The following is a 20,183-nucleotide window of genomic DNA, read 5'->3' on the forward strand; positions in this document are numbered from 1 at the left end:
AAGGGATCTGCGCTTTCCGCTCACCACAACACGCCCCCCTGCCCTGCAGCGCTTATTGCTGCTGCACTGAGATCATCGGCGTCGGCGCCACGAACACCTTGGCATGCATTTGCTCATGCCCACCACCACGGCGCATGCCGCGCACCGGGCAGGCGTCGAGGTAATCCAGGCCCACCGCCAGTTTGAGATGGCGCTCCGGCCGGGCCAATTGGTTGGTCACGTCAAAGCTGTACCAGGCGTCATCCAGCCAGGCTTCGGCCCAGGCATGGCTGGCCAGGTGCGTGCTGTCTTCGCTGTATAAATACCCCGACACGTATCGTGCCGGAATCCCCAGGCTGCGCGCGCAGGCCAGGAATGCATGGGTATGGTCCTGGCACACGCCGGCGGCGCCAGCGAAGGCCTGAGCGGCGCTGGTGTCGACTTCGGTGGCGCCAGGTGTGTAGACCATCACCTGGTTGAGGGCGTGCATCAGGTCGATCAAGGCCGTGCGATCGCGGCGCTGATGACAGTGCTGTTCGGCAAAGCCCCGCAGGGCATCGTCCGGCTCGGTCAGGCGTGTGCAACGCAGGAATGGAAACGCCGATTGGCTTTCATGCTCGGCCTCGCGCAACTCGTCGATATCCACCTGGCCACGGGCGCCGATGATGATGGCGTCGTGGGGTTCGTCCAGGGTCAACACATGCAGGATATTGCCGAACGGGTCCACTTGCGCGCGCACCGGGCGTGGCAGGTCCAACTGCCAACTGAGCACGTGCTGGCGTTCACTGTCGTGGGGCGTAAGGCGCAGGTATTGGATGCTGGCGCGCACCTGGTCTTCGTAGTGGTAGGTGGTTTCGTGGCTGATGGAGAGTCTCATGCCGCCTCCAGGTAGGAACTGTAGATGGCGTCGCCCAACTGGCGGACCAAAGGGATAAAGTCGGTCAGCCAGGCGTGCAGGCCTTCCTCGAGGATTTCGTCGATGGCGGTGAAGCGCAGGCGCGCATCCATCTCGGCAGCCAGGCGCTGCGCCGGTCGGCCGTTGAGGCCGGGCAGGCTGGCGAGGATCTGGTCGATTTCTTCGCTGCACGCCCGCAGCGAGCGCGGTACATCGGCGCGCAGCAGCAACAGCTCTGCCACTTGCCGGGCGCCGGGCGCATCGCGATAGATCTCGGTGTAGGCCTCGAATGACGACAGCGCGCGCAACAACGCGCTCCACTGATAGTAGGCATGGGCCGTGCCGTCGGTGACCGCCTCCGCCTGGTCGCCGGCCATTTCGTAACGCGCGTCCAGCAGGCGCAGGGTGTTGTCGGCCCGTTCGATAAAGGTGCCCAGGCGAATGAAACGGAAGGCATCGTTGCGCATGATGGTGCCGTAGGTGGCGCCCCGGAACAGATGGGAGCGCTCCTTGACCCACTCGCAGAAACGGCTCATGCCATAGCGGCTGAGGCCTTGCTGGGCGATGTCACGAATTTCCAGCCACGTGGCGTTGATGTTTTCCCACATGTCAGCGGTGATTCGCCCACGCACAGCATGGGCACTCGCGCGCGCGGCGCCGAGGCAGCTGTAGATGCTGGCCGGGTTGGCCGCGTCGAGGGCAAAGAAATGCAGCAGGCGTTCGGCATGCAATGGACCGTGGCGCTCGCGGTAATCCTCCAAGGTGCCGGTGATCAGCAGCGGCATGGCCAATTCGTGCAGGCCATCGCCGCGCCCATCCTGGGGCATCAGCGACAGCGAATAGCTGACATCGAGCATGCGCGCCAGGTTTTCGGCGCGCTCCAGATAGCGCGACATCCAGTATAAATCCGAGGCAGTTCTACTCAACATGGCATCAGTCCTCGACCACCCAGGTGTCTTTGGTCCCGCCGCCCTGGGACGAATTGACCACCAGCGAACCTTCACGCAATGCCACGCGGGTCAGGCCGCCCGGCACCACGCGGGTTTCCTTGCCGGATAGCACAAATGGCCGCAGGTCGATATGGCGCGGGGCGATACCGTTGTCGACGAAGGTCGGGCAGGTGGATAAACACAGGGTCGGCTGTGCGATATAAGCGTGGGGCTTGGCCTTGATACGCGCACGGAAGGCTTCGATTTCCGCCGTTGTGGACGCCGGGCCAACCAGCATGCCGTAGCCGCCGGAGCCTTGGGTTTCCTTCACCACCAGGTCCGGCAGGTTGGCCAGCACGTGGGACAATTCGTCGGGCTTGCGGCACTGGAAGGTCGGGACGTTCTGAAGGATCGGTTCTTCGTCCAGGTAAAAACGGATCATCTCGGTGACAAAGGGATACACCGACTTGTCGTCGGCCACCCCGGTGCCAATCGCGTTGGCCAGCACGACATTGCCCGAGCGGTACGCGGCGAGCAGGCCGGGCACGCCGAGCATGGAGTCCGGGTTGAACGCCAGCGGGTCGAGGAACGCGTCATCCAGGCGACGGTAGATCACGTCCACCGCCTTGGGGCCATCGGTGGTGCGCATGAACACGCGGTCATCGCGCACGAACAGATCGGCACCTTCCACCAGTTCCACACCCATTTCCCGGGCCAGGAACGCGTGTTCAAAGAACGCACTGTTAAAACGGCCCGGGGTCAGCACCACCACGCTGGGGTTATCCAGGGGGCTGGAGCTTTTCAGGGTGTCGAGCAAAAGGTTCGGGTAGTGGTCGATCGGCGCGATGCGCTGGGCGGCGAACAGCTCGGGGAACAGGCGCATCATCATCTTGCGGTCTTCGAGCATGTAGCTGACACCGCTCGGCGTACGCAGGTTGTCTTCCAGCACGTAGTAGGTGCCGTCACCGTCGCGCACCAGGTCGACCCCGGAGATGTGGGAATAAAGGTCGCGGTGCAGGTTCAGACCCTGCATCGCCAACTGGTATTGCTCGTTGGCCAGTACCTGTTCGGCGGGGATGATCCCGGCCTTGATGATGCGCTGGTCGTGGTACAGGTCGGCGAGAAACATGTTCAGCGCCTTGACCCGTTGAATGCATCCGCGCTCGACAATCCGCCATTCGCTCGCCGGAATGCTGCGCGGGATGGTGTCGAAGGGGATCAGGCGTTCGGTGCCTTGTTCGTCGCCATAGAGGGTGAAGGTGATCCCGGCGCGGTGAAACAGTAAATCGGCTTCGCGCCGGCGCTGGGCCAGCAATTCCGCTGGGGTGTCGGCCAACCAACGGGCAAATTCACGGTAATGAGGGCGAACCTGCCCTGCCCCGTCATACATTTCATCGTAATAAGTGCGGATCATGCCGTACTCCTTGTCACTTGGACGCAAGAACCTTCGCAAGGCCCGTGCCATCGGCATAAACACTTATAAATCAATTAGTTGAATAAATATGAGGACGTTAACGCACCGTCCTGGTGCGCGGAACGCCCGGCGCCATCGCCCTTGCTTCATCGTAACGCGGGCTTTGACTATCAACAGCATAGCTACAGTTGATTTCACTGCTCGTCCGCGGCTGCGGATAATCGCAACTCTCTGCTGAACAGGACGCGTCCTACAGCATCACCCCTCGCTGCATCGGTACCGTGTCACTTCGTGTACCGACCGGCTCCTCGGTCTTCCCTTCAGCCACCCACTTTGGGTGGCTTTTTTTGGGGTGCGCAAAACAGGCGCGCACGCTCCGGCTGGTTTTCCCGCCGCACAAACAAAATCGGCCGACCCGAAGGCCAGCCGATACGCTGTGTGTGTCATGTCACTACATGGGTAACCCACGCACCTCCTGCTTGACGCCCCAGCCTTCGATGATCCCACCCAGTGGCTCTACCACTGCTTCAAAGTCTTGCTCGAAGTCTCCTATGCCGTCGTAGGTTGCGAACATGATTTTGCTCAACTCCAGGTACCAGGCGCCATCGTCGCGCGCGCTGACCTGGGCATTCAGGGATTCTCCACGAAACTCACCCGCAGCCCTGCGCGCCCGTTCCTCATCCGGGAAAATGGCGTAGAACTCGATGGGGTGGAAACGTGAAAAATCGAAGCCGCCTTCTTTCATGCGGCGCAGGACGTTGGTGCTGATGTCTTCTTGATAGGCTGTGCTCATGAAACGTCCTCCTCAAACCGATGGATAGACTTTCCGTGTTTCCCGAAGCCCACGCCGTACTGGCGTAGGTACTACGGCAATGACCTTACCGATGGAAAACAAGCATGTAGCTGACAAGACCAGACCTTAGCGATTCATTCGCTGATCTCATCTGCAGAGTAGCGCGAAGCTATCACCTCCACCAGAGGCGCTTGGTTGGCATACAGGGAATATTCAGGCGGCGGGAGAAATGTCGAGGATCTGGATACTGTTCTGGTCTTTGAGGATTTTGACCGTGGGTTCGGGTTTACGGCCCTCCAGGTCATTGAGATCCAGTTCTGCGGCGACCGGCACCAGCTTGTTGCGAATCATATGTGCTGCATCTTCGAGGCTGGGCTTTTGTTCGCAGGCGAACTGCTCCACGGACTGCACGCCGTGGTCATCAACGAAGGTAATCTGCCACTTTTGCATCGGTGCCTCCTCGATAAAACCCATGTGTGGGCTCACAACTATCTGGACCTTGTGGGCTTGGCAAACGTTCCACTCACGTCAGGAGGCACCGGATCAACCACGGTTACTTTTCAGCGTGTTCTTTCAAGGCTTTCAACGTGTTGAACGGCGCGTCCACTACAAACTTGTTGGCCAGCCACGACGGCACGCTGCCACCTGGTTCGGTGTGCACCTGGTAGGTCACTTCGGTTTCGTTGGCGCTTTTGGGCACCAGTTTCCAGAAACCTTCAACCTGAGCCACACGCACGTAGCCTTTGACTTCCGGCTGATAGGTCGGCACTTCCAACAGCTTGCGGGTTACGCTGCCGTCGGCGGCCTTGGAGGTGGTGATCTCCAGGATGGAGTCACGATCGGTCACCGGGAACGGTGCGTTGAATTGGGTATAGGTCCAGCTCTTGTCACCTTCGGTCTTGAGCAGTTTCTGCGACTTGCATTCGTGAATCCAGGAACATGCGCCCGCCACGTCTTCCTGTAACGCAACAATCCTGGCTACGGGCGCCTTGATCACGGTCACGCCGCGATAGGCCTTGTACTTGGAGCCGGCGACTTCGCTCAGGGATACTTTGATCCCGTCTTCGTCCTTGGCGATTTGCCAATCCTCAGCCTGGGCAGTGACAGCAAACAACAGTGTAAAACCGCACAGCACAGCCACTCGTTTCAGCGAACCCATTGTTGTATTCCTTATTGTTGAAGTTCCGATAGTAAAGCCCATCAAGCCGCCGTCATCTGCTCCCACCAGCCGATCAACCGGATCGCATCGGCCTGGTCGGTACCGCAGACCTCGATGTCCGCCTTGAAATCACTGCACACTGCCGGTCGTTCCGGGCGCCCGAACAGTTCGCACAGGTGTTCGACCGACAGGTGCAGGCAGCGTTCACCGGCCGGTTTGCCCTTGGGCATTCCGGGTAATGGCGAACTGATGGAGGGGGCGATGCAGCAGGCGCCACAGCCTTCACGGCAATTCATGACCAGCAGGTCCTCGACGACTCAATAGGGATGGCCGGGCTAGATTACGCCCTTAAACAGCCGTTTTAAAATGGTGTAACAGGGTTTTTTCGCACAACATAAACCTGACTGATCAGTCTGCGACAAAGGGTCGGACGACCCGATCACGTTTACAGGAAAACGTTTACTGTTTGAATTCGAAATCCAGCGCCGCGCCTTCGACTTCGCGTCGTTCTTCGTTACGCAATTGCAGCTTCATCTCATTGCTGAGCAAGCGGCCGTTGATCTGGAAAGCACTGTTGTCGGTCGGCTTTTCGCCAAACATCGGCGGCAGCAACGGGACGCTCTTGGGCTGGGGCATCGTGCCCAGTGGCTGCAAATGCCTGACCATGTCCGAAGGCAGTGACAGGTCCAACTGTGCCGGTGGCAGTTTGGTCTGTGCGACTTCCTGGGCCGACTTGGACTTTTTCGCAGTCGCCGCACGTTTTTTCTTCGTGGCCTTTTTCTTCGCGGCGGCGGCTTGCTCGGCCGAGGCGCTTTTTTTCGCGGCGGGCGTCTGCTGGCTGCTGGCGACGGGCTTATCTTCAGTCACAGGTGCTGCCGCCAGCGCTGTGCTGACGTTGCACAGGCTGAACAGGCCAATCACCACCACAGCGCGAACAATCGAAGTCATATTGCCTACAGCATTAACGGCAGAGGGCCATATGCTCGCTTGTTGTGCGCGGCATGACAAGCGCGGTGATCGGCGTTACGTCCTTTGCGTGCCTCAAAGGCCAGCCGCCGTTTCCTGGCACAACTGGCTGGCCAGCATCCCCAGGGTCATCAGCGCGCGCTCTGCCTCGCGGTTCCACGGCGTGCCACAGTTGAGGCGAATACAGTGGTTGAACTGCTCGGTGTTACTGAAGATCAACCCCGGCGCGATGCTGATGCCCTGTTGCAGGGCGCGCACGTGCAGTTCCTGGGTATTGACCCGCCCCGGCAAACTGACCCACAGGATAAAACCGCCGGTCGGGCGGGTCATCTGGGTGCCTTCGGGGAAATACTGTTGCACCGCCAGCTGGAACGCACTGAGGTTCTTGCGGTATTCCTGGCGGATGTAGCGCAGGTGCCGGTCGTAGCCGCCGTTCTCAAGGTAAGCGGCGACCCCCATCTGCGTGACGCTGCACGCCGAATGGGTACTGAACATTTGCAGGCGCTGGATTTCCTGCTGGTACTTGCCGGCAATCATCCAACCGATACGCACGCCCGGCGACAAGGTCTTGGAGAAACTCGAGCAATAGATCACCCGATCCAGGCGGTCGTAGGCCTTGAGCGCCTTGGTGCGACCCAGCTCGAACATCAGTTCGCCGTAGATATCATCCTCGACTATCTGGATATCGAAATCCGACGCCAGGCGCAGCAGGTGTTTCTGCCGCTCCTCGGGCATGGTGCCGCCCAGGGGGTTGCTCAGGCGCGTGGTCAACACCAGCGCCTTGATCGACCATTGGTTGGCCGCCAGTTGCAGGGCTTCCAGGCTCATGCCGGTGGCCGGGTCGCTGGGGATCTCGATGACCTTGAGGCCGAGCAGATCGGCCAGTTGCAGCAAGCCGTAATAAGTCGGTGACTCGGCGGCGATCAGATCGCCGGGGCGCGTCAGCACCCGTAGCGACATCTGCAATGCATCGACGCAACCGTGGGTGATCACCACTTCGGAAGGGTCCACCACCACGCCGGCATCGCGCATGCGAATCGCCACCTGGCGGCGCAACGGCTCGAAACCGGGGCTGAACATATAACTGAAGGCGCGCGGGCTCTGGAAGCGCGTGACCTTGGCCAACTGCTGGTGCAATGCGCGCACCGGCAAATAGTCGACACTCGGCACCGCCGCGCCCAACGGGAATACACCTTCACGGCGTGACTCGCCCAATACCTGCTGGATAATGCTGCTACGGGTGACCAGCCCCGGGCGCTCGACCCGCGCGATGTCCGGCGTCGGCGCGGTGAGCGCGGGCGTCTGGTGCACGTAATAGCCGGACTGCGGCCGCGCCCGGATCAACCCCTGGTCTTCCAGGTTGGCGTAGGCCTGCAGTACGGTGGCGTGGCTGACATTGAGCTGGGAGCTCATCTTGCGCACCGAAGGCACACGCTCACCCGGTTGATAGACACCGCGCCGGATATCCTCAGCCAGTTGCTGGGCGATACGTTGGTAAAGCAACAGATTGGTCATGACGCAGCACTCGATTTCACGGCTATTTTATTTTTGTGTGAAACATACCAGCACAGTTTAGAAGTGTACGGGGACAGTTGCCACAATAGTCGAGCGCGGGCGGGAGTGACAGCAAAAGCTGTAGAGGTGGCGGATAGAATATTCAGGTGTATACAGAAAAATGTGGGAGCGGGCTTGCTCGCAAAGACGTCGGCCCGGCAAACATTGATGTTGACTGAACCATCGCTTTCGCGAGCAAGCCCGCTCCCACATTTTCGATCTGAGCAAGACTTCAGCGAGCGGCGCCGAGCTGGCCCTTCTCGTCAGAAAACACAATCTCCACCCGACGGTTCTGCGCCCTGCCTCGCTCGGAGGCGTTGGCTTCTACCGGGTACTGGTCGCCATAACCTTCGACCTGGATACGCTTTTCATCGACGCCCAGGTCCACCAGCACGTCGGCCACCGATTGCGCGCGATCACGCGACAGTTTGAGGTTTTCCTGCTGACCGCCGGTGTTGTCGGCGTAGCCCTCGATGCGCACCACGCGCTTGGGGTTCAGTTGCAGGAACTGGACGATTTTCAACACCGTCCGGTTGGCGGAGTTTTTCAGCTCCGCTTCACCGGTATCGAACAACACGTCGCCCAGGGTCATCACCAGGCCACGATCAGTCTGGGTAGTGGTCAGGCTGGCGATCTGTTCTTCGAGCCATTTGCCCTGTTGCTGCACACTGATCAGCTTGCTTTCGCGCAAGGCCAATTGCAGACGCTGGCGTTCCAATTCGAGCTTGATCGCCCGCTCCTGGTTGAGCGCCTCTTCGGTGTGCTCACGGGCGATGGCACTGTAGCGCTGGCTCAGGTAGGCGTAATGCACAACGTCAGCGCCGCTGCCCCAGTAGCTGGACAGGCGATCGGCCCGCGCGAGGGATTCGCCGGCGCGAATCACGTCCTTGGGCGCGATACGCAGCACATTCGCGTCTTCCTTGACCTTTTGGAAGTCGCTGCCGGCCTGCTGCAAAGCCTGCTCGCCGTTGGGATGGCTGGCGCAGCCACCCAGTGCCGCGCTGCCCAGCAGCACCGCACAGCCCAAACCACGGATCATCGAGTTCATTGGGCGTCTCCCAGCTGCAATTGCTTGCGCAGCCGCGTGATACGGGTGTTGAGCACGTTCAGATGCTCCTGGCTCTTGCGGGTCAGCACTTGGGCTTCGGCCAGGCGCGCGTCCAGTTCGGCCTGTTCAGCCTGCATCCGCGCGTCCTTGTAGGATTGGTCGGCCATGTCGGCCTTGGCCTGGACGAATTTGTCTTCGGCCAGTTTCAGCTGGGGCGATTCATCGGTATTGGCGCCAACGGCTTTGGCTTGTTCCAGGGCTTGCTGGGTCAGACGTATTTGTTCATTCGGCGCAGGATCGGCTGCACATCCCGCCAGAACGACAACGGCGAGGGCCGCGAAAAGAGGTCGAAGAGTCACTGAAAATCCCTACTGTGTTGGGGTGCCGACGGGTTGTTGCAACTGTGCTTTCCAGCGCTCCAGATTGCGCTGCAGCGCAGCGTGTGCGACACCAGACCCGGGCAATTCTGTCATCTTTCTGGCGAGCTGTCCGCGCAACCACGGATCATTGCAGGCCGAGTTGTGGGAAATCGCCAGATACAGGCCGGATTGATCGATGGGCATATCGCGGGCGACCAGGTCGTTGCTCATGCCCAGCGTCTGGGCCATGGCCATGCCGGAATAGCGTCCGGCGAGTACGTAGTCCACCTCGCCCAGCAGCAGTTTCTGGAAGGCCGGCGTCAGGGTCGGGAATCGTTGCAGGGTAAGTTGCTGGCTGGCGACGGTTTCGAACGCACGACTCAGGCGCGCACGCTCCGACACCGCGCCCTTGAAACCCTGCAGATCGGTCGCCGTGGCATAGACCAGGGCAGAGTCTTTACGTGTCCAGACCACAGAGTCGGTCTGCACCAGGGCTGGGTGGATATAGTCGAAGTTTTCCAGTTCTGCGTGGTTCAGCGGGGCGTCGGCAAACATATCCATGCGCCCGCTGCGTACCTCGTCCAGGGCCTGCGAACGCTTGCCGCCGTAGAGCAGGTCGATTTTCACACCGAGATCCTTGGCCACCTGCTGTAATACATCGGCGGTGGCACCGATCAGGTGGGTTGGGTCCTGGGGATCGCGCCACAGCAGGGGCGGTGCGTCCGGGCTGCCAGTGATCACCAGGCGCTCACATTTGCCGGCGGCCTGCGACAGGCTCGGCAGCAGTGCAAGGCCCAGCAGTAAAGCCCAGGGACGCAATTCCATGGCGTGGTTCTCCGATGATCAAAAAAAAACCCGGTCATAAGACCGGGCTCTTTATAAGTGAAGCGGCTGGATTAGACCAGCTTCTCCAACTCAGGCACCGCTTCGAACAAGTCCGCCACCAGGCCGTAATCGGCCACCTGGAAGATCGGTGCTTCTTCGTCCTTGTTGATCGCAACGATCACTTTGGAGTCTTTCATACCGGCCAGGTGCTGGATTGCGCCGGAGATACCGACGGCGATGTACAGCTGTGGCGCGACGATCTTGCCGGTCTGGCCGACCTGCATGTCGTTGGGTACGAAACCTGCGTCGACCGCCGCGCGGGAAGCGCCGACGGCCGCGCCGAGCTTGTCGGCCAGGGCGTACAGATGCTTGAAGTTGTCGCCGTTCTGCATGCCACGGCCGCCGGAAACGACGATCTTGGCAGCGGTCAGCTCAGGACGATCCGACTTGGCCAGCTCTTCGCTAACGAAGCTGGAAGTGCCGGCGTCGTGGGCAGCGGAAACGGCTTCAACGGCAGCCGAACCACCGTCGGCGGCAACCGGGTCGAAACCGGTGGCGCGCACGGTGATGACTTTTACCGAAGCATTGGACTGTACGGTCGCGATGGCGTTACCGGCATAGATCGGGCGCTTGAAGGTGTCGGCGCTTTCAACCGAGATGATCTCGGAGATCTGGTCAACGTCCAGTTGCGCGGCAACGCGTGGCAGGATGTTTTTGCCGTTGGAGGTGGCGGCAGCCAGGATGTGGCTGTAGCCGGCGCCCAGCTCTGCAACCAGAGGGGCGACGTTTTCCGGCAGCTGATGCGCGTAAGCCGCATTGTCAGCGTTGAGGACTTTGCTCACGCCCGCGATTTTCGCGGCCGCTTCAGCCACGGCGCCAGCGCCCTGACCGGCGACCAGTACGTGGATGTCACCACCGATTTTGGCGGCAGCAGCCACAGTGTTCAGGGTGGCCGGAGCCAGCACTTTGTTGTCGTGTTCTGCGATTACCAAGATAGTCATGGTTAGATTACCTTCGCTTCGTTTTTCAGTTTCTCGACCAGTTCAGCCACCGACTTGACCTTGATGCCCGCGCTGCGTGCTGCCGGCGCTTCGACTTTGACGGTCTTGTTGGTGGAGGCGGTGGAAACGCCCAAAGCATCCGGAGTCAGCACTTCGAGAGGCTTCTTCTTGGCTTTCATGATGTTTGGCAGCGACGCATAGCGCGGCTCGTTCAAACGCAGGTCAGTGGTGACGATGGCCGGCAGTTTCAGCGAAACCGTCTGCGCGCCGCCGTCGATTTCGCGGGTCACGGCAACCGTGTCGCCGCTCACTTCCACTTTGGAAGCGAAGGTACCCTGGCCGTAACCGGTCAGCGCAGCCAGCATCTGGCCAGTCTGGTTGTTGTCGCTGTCGATGGCTTGTTTGCCGAGGATCACCAACTGAGGCTGTTCCTTGTCGACAACAGCCTTGAGCAGCTTGGCCACGGCCAGGGAGGTCAGCTCTTCAGCGGACTCGACCAGGATCGCGCGGTCGGCGCCCAGTGCCAGGGCGGTACGCAACTGCTCTTGAGCCGTGGTCGGGCCGATGGACACCACCACGATTTCAGTCGCTACGCCTTTCTCTTTCAGGCGTACGGCTTCTTCCACGGCGATTTCACAGAATGGGTTCATCGACATCTTGACGTTAGCAAGGTCGACGCCGGAATTGTCCGCCTTGACGCGAACTTTCACGTTGTAATCGACAACGCGTTTGACAGCTACAAGAACCTTCATGGATTCCTCGTTACTCTCCGGTGAAAAGAAAGTCGCCTAGGCGAACCTGGCGGTTGATGCTCATCGGCACACAAGGGCACCTCCAAAAGCGTCGGCAGTGACTCGGCGATGGAGAAGTAGTGACCGTTCGTCAGTGGGGACCGAGAGGTCATTCTTTATCGCGGCGTGTAAACTGCGCGCCGGCGTGTGGGCGTGCGTCACCTGTTTCGCTTTTGGACGTGCTCTTGAAACCTGCAGTTTGCCTACGCTAAGCGCAAAACCGACCGTATCTTGACCGGAACGCTTATTCTGGTCAATACGGCAAAATGGCCAGTCATAAGCCGCGTTGCTTTGATTTACCTAGCCTGCGTCCGATTCAAACAAACGTTTGTATTGGACGCTGGCAGTGGTCTATATATAATGCGCCACCTAGAGAGAAAGGTGGGTCTTGCCGTTGCCGCAAGACGACACCGCACCTCCACCCATTAGAAAAAAAGCCTGTTGAGCCTTGAGTAGGAGATAGCCTGTGGAACGCGAATACATGGAATTCGACGTGGTCATCGTCGGCGCTGGCCCGGCGGGCCTGTCCGCCGCCTGCCGACTGAAGCAGAAGGCCGCCGAAGCCGGTAAGGACATCAGCGTCTGCGTGGTCGAAAAAGGCTCCGAAGTCGGCGCACACATCCTCTCCGGCGCCGTGTTCGAACCCCGCGCCCTCAACGAACTGTTCCCGGACTGGAAGGCGCTCGGCGCCCCGCTCAACACCCCCGTGGTGCGCGATGACATCTATGTGCTGCGCAGCGCCGACACCTCGACCAAGGTGCCCGACTTCTTTGTGCCCAAGACCATGCACAACGAAGGCAACTACATCATTTCCCTGGGCAACCTGTGCCGCTGGCTGGCCCAGCAGGCCGAGAACCTGGGCGTGGAAATCTACCCAGGCTTCGCCGCCCAGGAAGCGCTGTTCGACGAGAACGGCGTGGTGCGCGGGATCATCACAGGCGACCTCGGTGTCGACCGTGAAGGCAACCCGAAAGAAGGCCTCTATACCCCCGGCATGGAGCTGCGTGGCAAGTACACGCTGTTCGCCGAAGGCTGCCGTGGCCACATCGGCAAGCAACTGATCCAGCGCTTCAACCTGGACAGCGACGCCGACGCCCAGCACTACGGCATCGGCCTCAAGGAAATCTGGGAAATCGACCCGGCCAAGCATCAGCCCGGCCTGGTGGTGCACACCGCCGGCTGGCCGCTGGACATCATGCGCAACGAAAACACCGGTGGCTCGTTCCTCTATCACCTGGAAAACAACCAGGTGGTGGTTGGCCTGATCGTCGACCTGTCCTACAGCAATGCCTTCCTGTCACCGTTCGATGAGTTCCAGCGCCTCAAGCATCACCCGGTGCTGGCCCAGTACCTCGAAGGCGGCAAGCGCATCAGTTACGGCGCGCGAGCCATCTGCAAAGGTGGCCTGAACTCGCTGCCGAAGATGGTCTTCAAGGGCGGCGCGCTGATCGGTTGCGACCTCGGCACCCTGAACTTCGCCAAGATCAAAGGCAGCCACACCGCGATGAAGTCCGGCATGCTCGCCGCCGACGCCGTGGCCGACCGCCTGTTTGCCGAATCCGAAGGCGGTGATGAACTGAGCGCCTATGTCGACAGCTTCAAGAACAGCTGGCTCTACGAAGAATTGTTCGCCACCCGTAACTTCGGCCCGGCGATGCACAAGTTCGGCCCGATCATCGGTGCCGGCTTCAACTGGTTCGACCAGAACATCATGGGCGGCAAAATGCCGTTCACCCTGCACGACACCCGGCCGGACTACGCCTGCCTGAAGCTGGCAAAAGACAGCACGAAGATCGACTACCCCAAGCCCGACGGCAAGCTGAGCTTCGACAAGCTGAGTTCGGTGTTCATCTCCGGTACCAACCACGAAGAAGAACAGCCGTGCCACTTGAAACTCAAGGACCCCAGCATCCCGATTGGCACCAACCTGCCGCTCTACGATGAACCGGCGCAACGCTACTGCCCGGCCGGCGTGTATGAAGTGATCACCCAGGAAGACGGCGAAAAGCGCTTCCAGATCAACGCCCAGAACTGCGTGCACTGCAAGACCTGCGACATCAAGGACCCGTCGCAGAACATTACCTGGGTCACGCCCGAAGGCGCGGGTGGGCCGACTTACCCGAATATGTAAGTCCGTCGCACGAACATCAAGGCTCCCGAATGGGGGCCTTTTTGTTATCCAGACTGTTTATTCCAAAGTTCATCTTTTTTATAAGCAAAAATTCCAAACCCATATAAAGAACTGTCATTTATACCAGTTGGCATTCCCTGGTTTAAACACCACCATGACACCCCCCTGAAAGGAAACGACTGCCATGGACGTCAAGTTAATCACCGGCTTGCTCACCTTTATAGCGCTCACCAGCAACACCTATGCACAGTCGGTTATTTGCCCCAAGCCTGAACGCATTGAACATAAGTCATCTGAGGAAGGCTGGCACAGTTACACCGCCAAAGCGCCGAACGGTGCCATATGGCAGGAGACTGAAGAGCAGGAAACCCCGCGCAATCTGAAAGCTTATGAGTTCGCGGGCGCATTGATTGACGATCAAAAAGTCGCTTGCCGCTATAAAAGCAAAGTCGACGCAGCTGTCACCCTGGAATTGCAGCTGAACCCGGTTCAGAGCGCTACTCCCGCCAACAATAACAACTGGAGGAGCAACGAATGCCAAAGCAGCAAGCCCACCAGCTGCGCGATCGAATTTCCGTAAACAGTCGGCACCGAAATACTGCGCGCCTCTACGCCGCGCGCTCTTCGCCGGGATTGCGCTCGAAGTAGCGCTTATATTCGCGACTGAACTGCGATGTACTCTGATACCCCACGCTGTGCGCTGCCTGGGCCACGCCCATGCCTTCCACCAGCAACAATTGTTGAGCCTTGAGCAGGCGCAAGCGCTTGAGGTACTGCACCGGCGACAACAGCGTGCAGCGCTTGAAGTGCTCGTGAAAAGTCGACGCACTCATGTGTGCGTAGCCGGCCAGGGTCTCGATATTCAGCGGCTCGGCGAAGTGCGCATGCAGGTGATTCAACGACGTGGCAATCCGCGAGAATTGGCCCTGTTGTTCCACCAGCGCACGCAGTACGTCAGCCTGGGGGCCGCGCAACGCGGTGAACAGCAATTCGCGCACCCGCGCCGGGCCCATGATCCGGCTTTCCAGCGGATCGTGCAGGCACTGCAACAGGCGCTCGACAGCCCCACGCATCGCCTCATCGAGCACCACCGAACTCATCGACTCCAGGGTCTGCGCGGTTGGCGGCGGCCCGGCCTGCATCCCCATGGCCATCACCAGTTCCCCCAGCACCACACGATCGATGCCCACCGTCACCCCCAGCAGCGGCGCACCGGGTGCCATGGCAAAGGTCTCGCACTCGAACGGTACCGGCATCGCCTGGATCAAGTAATGCCCGGCGCCGTACTCCAGCGTACGCGGGCCCAGGTACGCGACTTTGCTGCCCTGGGCCACGAACATCAGGCTCGGCTCGTAGATCTGCGGGCCACGTGCCACATCACAACTGGCGCGCAATACCTGCACGCCGGGCAGGTGGGTCGGTGAGAAACCGTCGCGGGGCGTGAGCCCCTCAATCAAGGACACCAGTGTGGCGTTGGCGTCGAGATGGCGGGTCAACAACATAAAAGCAGCTCTCAGAAGATTCACGACTCGGCGCAGGGTGACAAGCATCAAGCCACAAGCTGCAAGAAAGTACGCAGTTTATAGCTTGCCGCTTGGAGCTTGCCGCTTTTAGCTGCCCTTCGGAGCTTTAGGCATGAGACTCGGAGCAATCGCCATAGCGGTGTGCAGGGTGGGTGGGGAGAATGGCCCACCTCACTTGTCACCGCTTTTTGCGAGGTCTCCCTATGTACACCGCCATCGGTTATGCCGCTCAGTCGGCTACCACTCCCCTCGCCCCCATGTCGTTTGAACGCCGCAGCCCGCGCGCCGATGATGTGGCCATCGAGATTCTGTACTGCGGCGTCTGCCACTCCGACATCCACCAGGCACGCAACGAATGGGGCATTGCCGTGTACCCGCTGATGCCGGGCCACGAGATCGTCGGCAAAGTCACCGCCGTCGGCGCCAGCGTTACCGCGCATAAAGTCGGCGACCTGGTCGGCGTGGGCTGCATGGTCGATTCGTGCCGTCACTGTCAGGCGTGCCAATCGAACCTGGAGCAATACTGCCTCGAAGGCCCGACCATGACTTATGCCACCCCCGACCGCGTGGATGGCAGCAACACCATGGGCGGCTACTCCGACAGCATCGTGGTCAGCGAACACTTTGTGGTGAAGATCCCGGCCACGCTCGACCCGGCCAGCGCCGCGCCGATCCTGTGCGCCGGCATCACCACCTACTCGCCGCTCAAGCACTACGGCGTCAAGGCGGGCGATAAAGTCGGGATTCTCGGCATGGGCGGCCTGGGCCACATGGGCATCAAGTTCGCCAAGGCCATGGGCGCGGAAGTCACGCTGTTCACCCGTTCCGCGAGCAAGGCCGAAGAAGGTCGTCGCCAGGGCGCCGATCACGTGATCGTGTCCACCGACGCCGAACAGATGAAAGCCGCCGCCGGGCATTTCGACTTCCTGCTGGACACCATCCCGGTGCAGCACGATCTGAACCCCTACCTGGATGTGTTGCGCTTTGACGGTGTGCATATCCTGGTCGGTTTGATCGAGCCGGTCGACCCGCCGGTCAACGCTGCCAAGCTGGTGCTGGGGCGCAAAGTGCTGGCCGGTTCCTTGATCGGTGGCATTGCCGAAACCCAGGAAGTCCTGGATTTCTGCGCCGAGCATGGCATCACCTGCGACATCGAAATGCTCGACATTCGCCAGATCAACGAGGCCTATACCCGCATGATCGCGGGCGATGTGAAGTACCGCTTTGTCATCGACATGGCGACCTTGAAGGCCTGATCAGACCTTCGCGCCCAACTCCGCTGACAGCCGTGCTGCGACTTGCTTGATCACCGGGATCAGCTCGGCCATTTTCTCCAGCGGCATATAGGGCACGGTACTGGCGATGCTGATGCCGGCGACGATTCGCCGGCTGGCATCGCGCACCGGTGCCGCGACGCAACGGATCGACGGTTCGTTGTCTTCCAGATCGAACGCGTATCCGCCCGCCACGTATTCATGCATGCGCTGCTCGAACTGCGCCCAGGACTGTTCCGGGTGCTGTGGCCATTGCAGGTTTTTCCCACCCGCCGGCAGGCTGGTTTCGTATAAGCGTTGCCACTCCTGCACCGAGTCGTCCAGCAACATCGCCTTGCCCACGCCCGTGCGCGCCAGCGGCATGCGGTGGCCGACCCGCGAGCGCATTTCCGGGCCGTTGCGCCCTGGGTTCTTATGCAGGTAGAGCACATCGTCGTATTCACGGATCGCCAGGTGGATGGTGTCGCCGGTCAGCGCCGACAACTCGTCCAGGTAGGGCACCGCCAAGGTCACCAACGGCAACTCTTCGCGGGCCTGGAACCCCAGTTCGATCAACTTCGGCCCCAGCAGGTAACCGACTTGCGGCACCACGCGCAAATAGCGCTCGTCCACCAGGCAACTGGCCAGGCGGTGAGTGGTGCTGCGGGTCGTGCCGATGCGCCGGGCGATCTCTTTCAAATCCCGCGCACCGGCCGCCACCGCCTGCACCACGCCCAGGCCACGCAACAAGGTCTGGGTGCCGGTGGGCGCGGCGTCTTTGGCGGGGGTGTGGGCATTTTCCTGCATATCGGGCCTATGTGGTGGTACGAAAACGAGCGGCATTATGGCAAATGCCGCTGCCTTATTGTGGGAGCGGGCTTGCCGCCGATTAAACCGTAGGAGCTGGCTTGCCTGCGAAAGCGATGTATCAGTCAAAGATGCATTGACTGATACATCGCCATCGCGAGCAAGCCCGCTCCCACATTTAGTCCTCACAGGGCATGACTTAGCGTTGCTTCATGCGGTCGATAATCACCGCCAGCAACAGGATCGAACCGCGGATCACGTACTGATAAAACGTGTCGATGTTCTTCAGGTTCATCGCGTTCTCGATGATCGCCAGGATCAGCACCCCGGCAATCACATGGCGGATCATGCCGATCCCGCCGCTCAACGACACCCCGCCCAGCACGCACGCCGAGATCACCGTAAGTTCGAAGCCCTGGCCGATCATCGGTTGGCCCGAGGTCATGCGCGAGGCGAGGATCACTCCGGCCAGTGCGCCGATCAGGCCGTGCACGGCAAAGATGATGATCTTGGTGCGATCAACGTTCACCCCGGCCAGCAGCGCCGCTTCCGGGTTGCCGCCGATGGCCATGGTGTTGCGCCCGTAGGTGGTGTAGTTGAGCAGCCAGCCGAAAAACAGGAAGCACAGGATAGTGATCAGGATCGGCACCGGCACGCCAAACAGCTGGCCGTTACCGAAGATGAAGAATTGATCCTGGGACACGCCCACCGCTTTGCCGTCGGCAAAAATGTAGGCCAGGCCGCGCACGATCTGCATGGTCGCCAAGGTGGTGATCAGCGCGTTGACCCGCAGTTTGGCAATCACGATGCCGTTGATCAGCCCGACGATCAGGCCCATCAGCAGCGCCGCGCCGATACCCAGCATCACGCTCTCGGTGTCGCGCATCACAATCGCCGCGACCACGCCGGCGCAGGCGATCACCGAGCCCACCGACAAGTCGAAGTGCCCCGAGGCCAGGCAGAACAGCATGGTGCAGGCGGCGATGCCCACGGTGGAAATCGCCAGGCCCAGGCCGCGCATGTTCAACGGCGAGAGGAAGTTGTCGATCAGCAAGGCGCACAGGACAAAAATGCTCACCGCCGCCAGCAGCATCGCCCAGTTGTCGAGCAGCGCGCGTATATCGAGGGGTTTGCGTGCGCTCGGCAACGCGTTGTTTTGAGTATTCATGGTCGTCTCTCAGTTCGTCACGCGGCGCGGCAAGGCCAGCTGCAGCAGGTTGGATTCAGTGGCATGTTCACGCAGTTGCTCGCCACGCAGGGTGCCCTCGCACAGCACCAGGATGCGGTCGGAGATGCCCATCACTTCCATCAGGTCGCTGGACACCACAATCACCGCAATGCCCTGGGCCGCCAGGTTGTGGATGATCTGGTAGATCTCCGACTTGGCGCCGATATCGATGCCCCGTGTCGGCTCATCCAGCAGCAGCACCTTCATCGGCATCGACAGCCAGCGACCGAGAATGGCCTTTTGCTGGTTGCCGCCGGACAGGTACATGATCTTCTGCGCGGCGTTCGGGGTTTTGACTTTCATCGCCTGGATCTGCTGCTCGGCGTTGCCCGTTTCCCAGCGGTCGCGCAGCAGCCAGCCGAACGCGGAATGGGCACCCCGCGCGCTGATGTTGATGTTTTCGGCGACGCTGGACAGCGGGATGATGCCTTCCTTCTTGCGGTCCTCGGGGCACAGCAGCACACCGGCGGCGATGGCATCGCGCGGTGAGCGCAGGTGCAGTGGCTCGCCACACAATGCCAGGCTGCCGGCGCTGGCGCGCTCCAGGCCACTGAGCAGGCGCAGCAGCTCGGTGCGCCCGGCCCCCACCAGCCCGAACAGGCCAAGGACTTCACCTTTGCGCACCTGGAAACTGACCGGCTCACGCAGGCCAGGGCCGAGCAGGCCGTCGACCTTGAGCGCCACCTCGCCGTGTTCACGCGGGCGGTAGTCGTAGATGTCCTGGATATCGCGGCCGACCATGCAGGTCACCAACTGGTCGTGGGTCAACGCGCTCATGTCGTCGAAGGTGCGCACGTAGCGGCCATCCTTGAACACCGTCACCGCGTTGCAGATGCGGAACACCTCTTCCATGCGGTGCGACACGTACAGCACCACTTTGCCCTCGTCGCGCAGGCGCGTGATGATCGCCATCAGCCGGTCGATCTCGCGCGCCGACAGACTGCTGGTGGGTTCGTCGAAGGCAATCACATGGGCGCCACGGGACAGCGCCTTGGCGATTTCCACCAGTTGGCGCTGGCCCAGGGACAGGCGCCCAAGTTTCTCTTGCGGGTCGATTTCATCGGCCAGGCCCTTGAGACAGGCCAGGGCCTGCTTGCGCAGCAGGCCCCGGTTGACCACACCAAAGCGCGCCGGCAAGTGCCCGAGAAACAGGTTCTCGGCCACGGTCATTTCCGGCACCAGGTGCAGTTCCTGGTGGATCACCGCCACGCCGCTGGCGATGCTGTCGGCAGCGCATTTGAAGGCCATGGTCTGCGCGCCGATCTGCACCGTGCCGCTGCTGGGGATATAGGCACCGCCCAATATCTTCAGCAGCGTCGACTTGCCCGCGCCGTTCTCGCCCATCAGCGCATGCACCTGCCCTGGGTGGGCGCTGAAGCTGATGCCGTCCAGCGCCTTGACCCCGGGGAAGGTTTTGCCGATACCGTCAAACCGCAGACTGGCCCCGGTCGTATGTTGTTCATTGACTTGCGCGTGCATAACCACCTCATCACACCGATCAGGCAGCCCTGTTACCAGGGCTGCCGAG

At 60.7% G+C, this 20,183-nt stretch carries 21 protein-coding genes; 3 read left to right on the top strand and 18 right to left on the bottom strand.

The features are described from left to right. Positions 1 to 52: 52 nt before the first annotated feature. From AB4O05_RS25385 to AB4O05_RS25450, 14 genes are all read right to left on the bottom strand, one after another. Positions 53 to 856 carry a transglutaminase family protein gene (locus AB4O05_RS25385; protein WP_460134694.1) on the bottom strand — a complete coding sequence of 268 codons (804 nt, stop codon included), beginning with the start codon at positions 854 to 856 and terminating at the stop codon, positions 53 to 55. Then, complete coding sequence (locus AB4O05_RS25390; protein ID WP_460134692.1) at positions 853 to 1,803, bottom strand: alpha-E domain-containing protein; 951 nt, start codon at positions 1,801 to 1,803, stop codon at positions 853 to 855. Before AB4O05_RS25390 ends, AB4O05_RS25385 begins: the two co-directional genes overlap by 4 nt. Before the next feature lie 4 nt (positions 1,804 to 1,807). Further along, positions 1,808 to 3,217, bottom strand: a complete 1,410-nt coding sequence (locus AB4O05_RS25395) for a circularly permuted type 2 ATP-grasp protein (protein ID WP_460134691.1) — start codon at positions 3,215 to 3,217, stop codon at positions 1,808 to 1,810. Between the two features lie 451 nt (positions 3,218 to 3,668). Then, entirely contained in the window at positions 3,669 to 4,010 is a 342-nt protein-coding gene (locus tag AB4O05_RS25400; protein WP_015885395.1) for a ribonuclease E inhibitor RraB, read from the bottom strand. A gap of 213 nt (positions 4,011 to 4,223) precedes the next feature. Beyond that, complete coding sequence (locus AB4O05_RS25405) at positions 4,224 to 4,460, bottom strand: hypothetical protein (RefSeq protein ID WP_460134689.1); 237 nt, start codon at positions 4,458 to 4,460, stop codon at positions 4,224 to 4,226. 103 nt (positions 4,461 to 4,563) lie between these two features. Then, positions 4,564 to 5,169, bottom strand: a complete 606-nt coding sequence (locus AB4O05_RS25410) for an START domain-containing protein (protein ID WP_460134688.1) — start codon at positions 5,167 to 5,169, stop codon at positions 4,564 to 4,566. A gap of 41 nt (positions 5,170 to 5,210) precedes the next feature. Further along, entirely contained in the window at positions 5,211 to 5,465 is a 255-nt protein-coding gene (locus AB4O05_RS25415) for a YkgJ family cysteine cluster protein (RefSeq protein ID WP_460134687.1), read from the bottom strand. Positions 5,466 to 5,628: 163 nt separating this feature from the next. After that, positions 5,629 to 6,117, bottom strand: coding sequence for a translation initiation factor 2 (locus AB4O05_RS25420; RefSeq protein ID WP_460134686.1), 489 nt, complete (start codon positions 6,115 to 6,117; stop codon positions 5,629 to 5,631). A gap of 93 nt (positions 6,118 to 6,210) precedes the next feature. After that, complete coding sequence (locus AB4O05_RS25425; RefSeq protein ID WP_094065029.1) at positions 6,211 to 7,650, bottom strand: aminotransferase-like domain-containing protein; 1,440 nt, start codon at positions 7,648 to 7,650, stop codon at positions 6,211 to 6,213. A gap of 271 nt (positions 7,651 to 7,921) precedes the next feature. After that, entirely contained in the window at positions 7,922 to 8,737 is an 816-nt protein-coding gene (locus tag AB4O05_RS25430) for an OmpA family protein (RefSeq protein WP_460134685.1), read from the bottom strand. Continuing rightward, complete coding sequence (locus tag AB4O05_RS25435; protein ID WP_460134684.1) at positions 8,734 to 9,096, bottom strand: DUF4398 domain-containing protein; 363 nt, start codon at positions 9,094 to 9,096, stop codon at positions 8,734 to 8,736. Before AB4O05_RS25435 ends, AB4O05_RS25430 begins: the two co-directional genes overlap by 4 nt. Positions 9,097 to 9,105: 9 nt before the next feature. Next, positions 9,106 to 9,921 carry a substrate-binding periplasmic protein gene (locus tag AB4O05_RS25440; protein ID WP_460134683.1) on the bottom strand — a complete coding sequence of 272 codons (816 nt, stop codon included), beginning with the start codon at positions 9,919 to 9,921 and terminating at the stop codon, positions 9,106 to 9,108. Positions 9,922 to 9,992: 71 nt separating this feature from the next. Next, positions 9,993 to 10,922, bottom strand: coding sequence for an electron transfer flavoprotein subunit alpha/FixB family protein (locus tag AB4O05_RS25445; RefSeq protein WP_460134682.1), 930 nt, complete (start codon positions 10,920 to 10,922; stop codon positions 9,993 to 9,995). A gap of 2 nt (positions 10,923 to 10,924) precedes the next feature. Next, positions 10,925 to 11,674, bottom strand: a complete 750-nt coding sequence (locus AB4O05_RS25450) for an electron transfer flavoprotein subunit beta/FixA family protein (protein ID WP_460134681.1) — start codon at positions 11,672 to 11,674, stop codon at positions 10,925 to 10,927. A gap of 505 nt (positions 11,675 to 12,179) precedes the next feature. Here AB4O05_RS25450 and AB4O05_RS25455 point away from each other — a divergent pair. After that, positions 12,180 to 13,844 carry an electron transfer flavoprotein-ubiquinone oxidoreductase gene (locus AB4O05_RS25455; RefSeq protein ID WP_460134680.1) on the top strand — a complete coding sequence of 555 codons (1,665 nt, stop codon included), beginning with the start codon at positions 12,180 to 12,182 and terminating at the stop codon, positions 13,842 to 13,844. A 184-nt stretch (positions 13,845 to 14,028) separates the two neighbouring features. Continuing rightward, entirely contained in the window at positions 14,029 to 14,424 is a 396-nt protein-coding gene (locus tag AB4O05_RS25460) for a hypothetical protein (protein ID WP_460134679.1), read from the top strand. A gap of 28 nt (positions 14,425 to 14,452) precedes the next feature. Here the strand turns inward: AB4O05_RS25460 and AB4O05_RS25465 are convergent, their stop codons facing one another. Then, positions 14,453 to 15,346 (bottom strand): AraC family transcriptional regulator, encoded by an 894-nt coding sequence (locus tag AB4O05_RS25465; RefSeq protein WP_460134678.1) that lies wholly within the window; start codon positions 15,344 to 15,346, stop codon positions 14,453 to 14,455. Positions 15,347 to 15,570: 224 nt separating this feature from the next. Between AB4O05_RS25465 and AB4O05_RS25470 the strand changes: the two genes are divergently transcribed. Further along, the gene (locus AB4O05_RS25470; RefSeq protein ID WP_460134677.1) at positions 15,571 to 16,623 is read left to right on the top strand and encodes an NAD(P)-dependent alcohol dehydrogenase; all 1,053 of its coding nucleotides are present in this window, start codon (positions 15,571 to 15,573) and stop codon (positions 16,621 to 16,623) included. Here AB4O05_RS25470 and AB4O05_RS25475 read toward each other — a convergent pair whose 3' ends face one another. The 3 genes from AB4O05_RS25475 to araG form a co-directional block, all read right to left on the bottom strand. After that, on the bottom strand, positions 16,624 to 17,427 hold the full coding sequence (locus tag AB4O05_RS25475; protein WP_460134676.1) for an IclR family transcriptional regulator: 804 nt from the start codon (positions 17,425 to 17,427) through the stop codon (positions 16,624 to 16,626). Positions 17,428 to 17,626: 199 nt separating this feature from the next. Continuing rightward, positions 17,627 to 18,595: an L-arabinose ABC transporter permease AraH gene (araH, locus tag AB4O05_RS25480; protein ID WP_460136722.1), complete on the bottom strand. Its 969-nt coding sequence runs from the start codon at positions 18,593 to 18,595 to the stop codon at positions 17,627 to 17,629. Between the two features lie 9 nt (positions 18,596 to 18,604). Further along, complete coding sequence (gene araG, locus AB4O05_RS25485; RefSeq protein ID WP_460134675.1) at positions 18,605 to 20,134, bottom strand: L-arabinose ABC transporter ATP-binding protein AraG; 1,530 nt, start codon at positions 20,132 to 20,134, stop codon at positions 18,605 to 18,607. Between the last annotated feature and the right edge of the window lie 49 nt (positions 20,135 to 20,183).

The sequence above is a fragment of the Pseudomonas sp. S1_G07 genome (assembly GCF_054668565.1).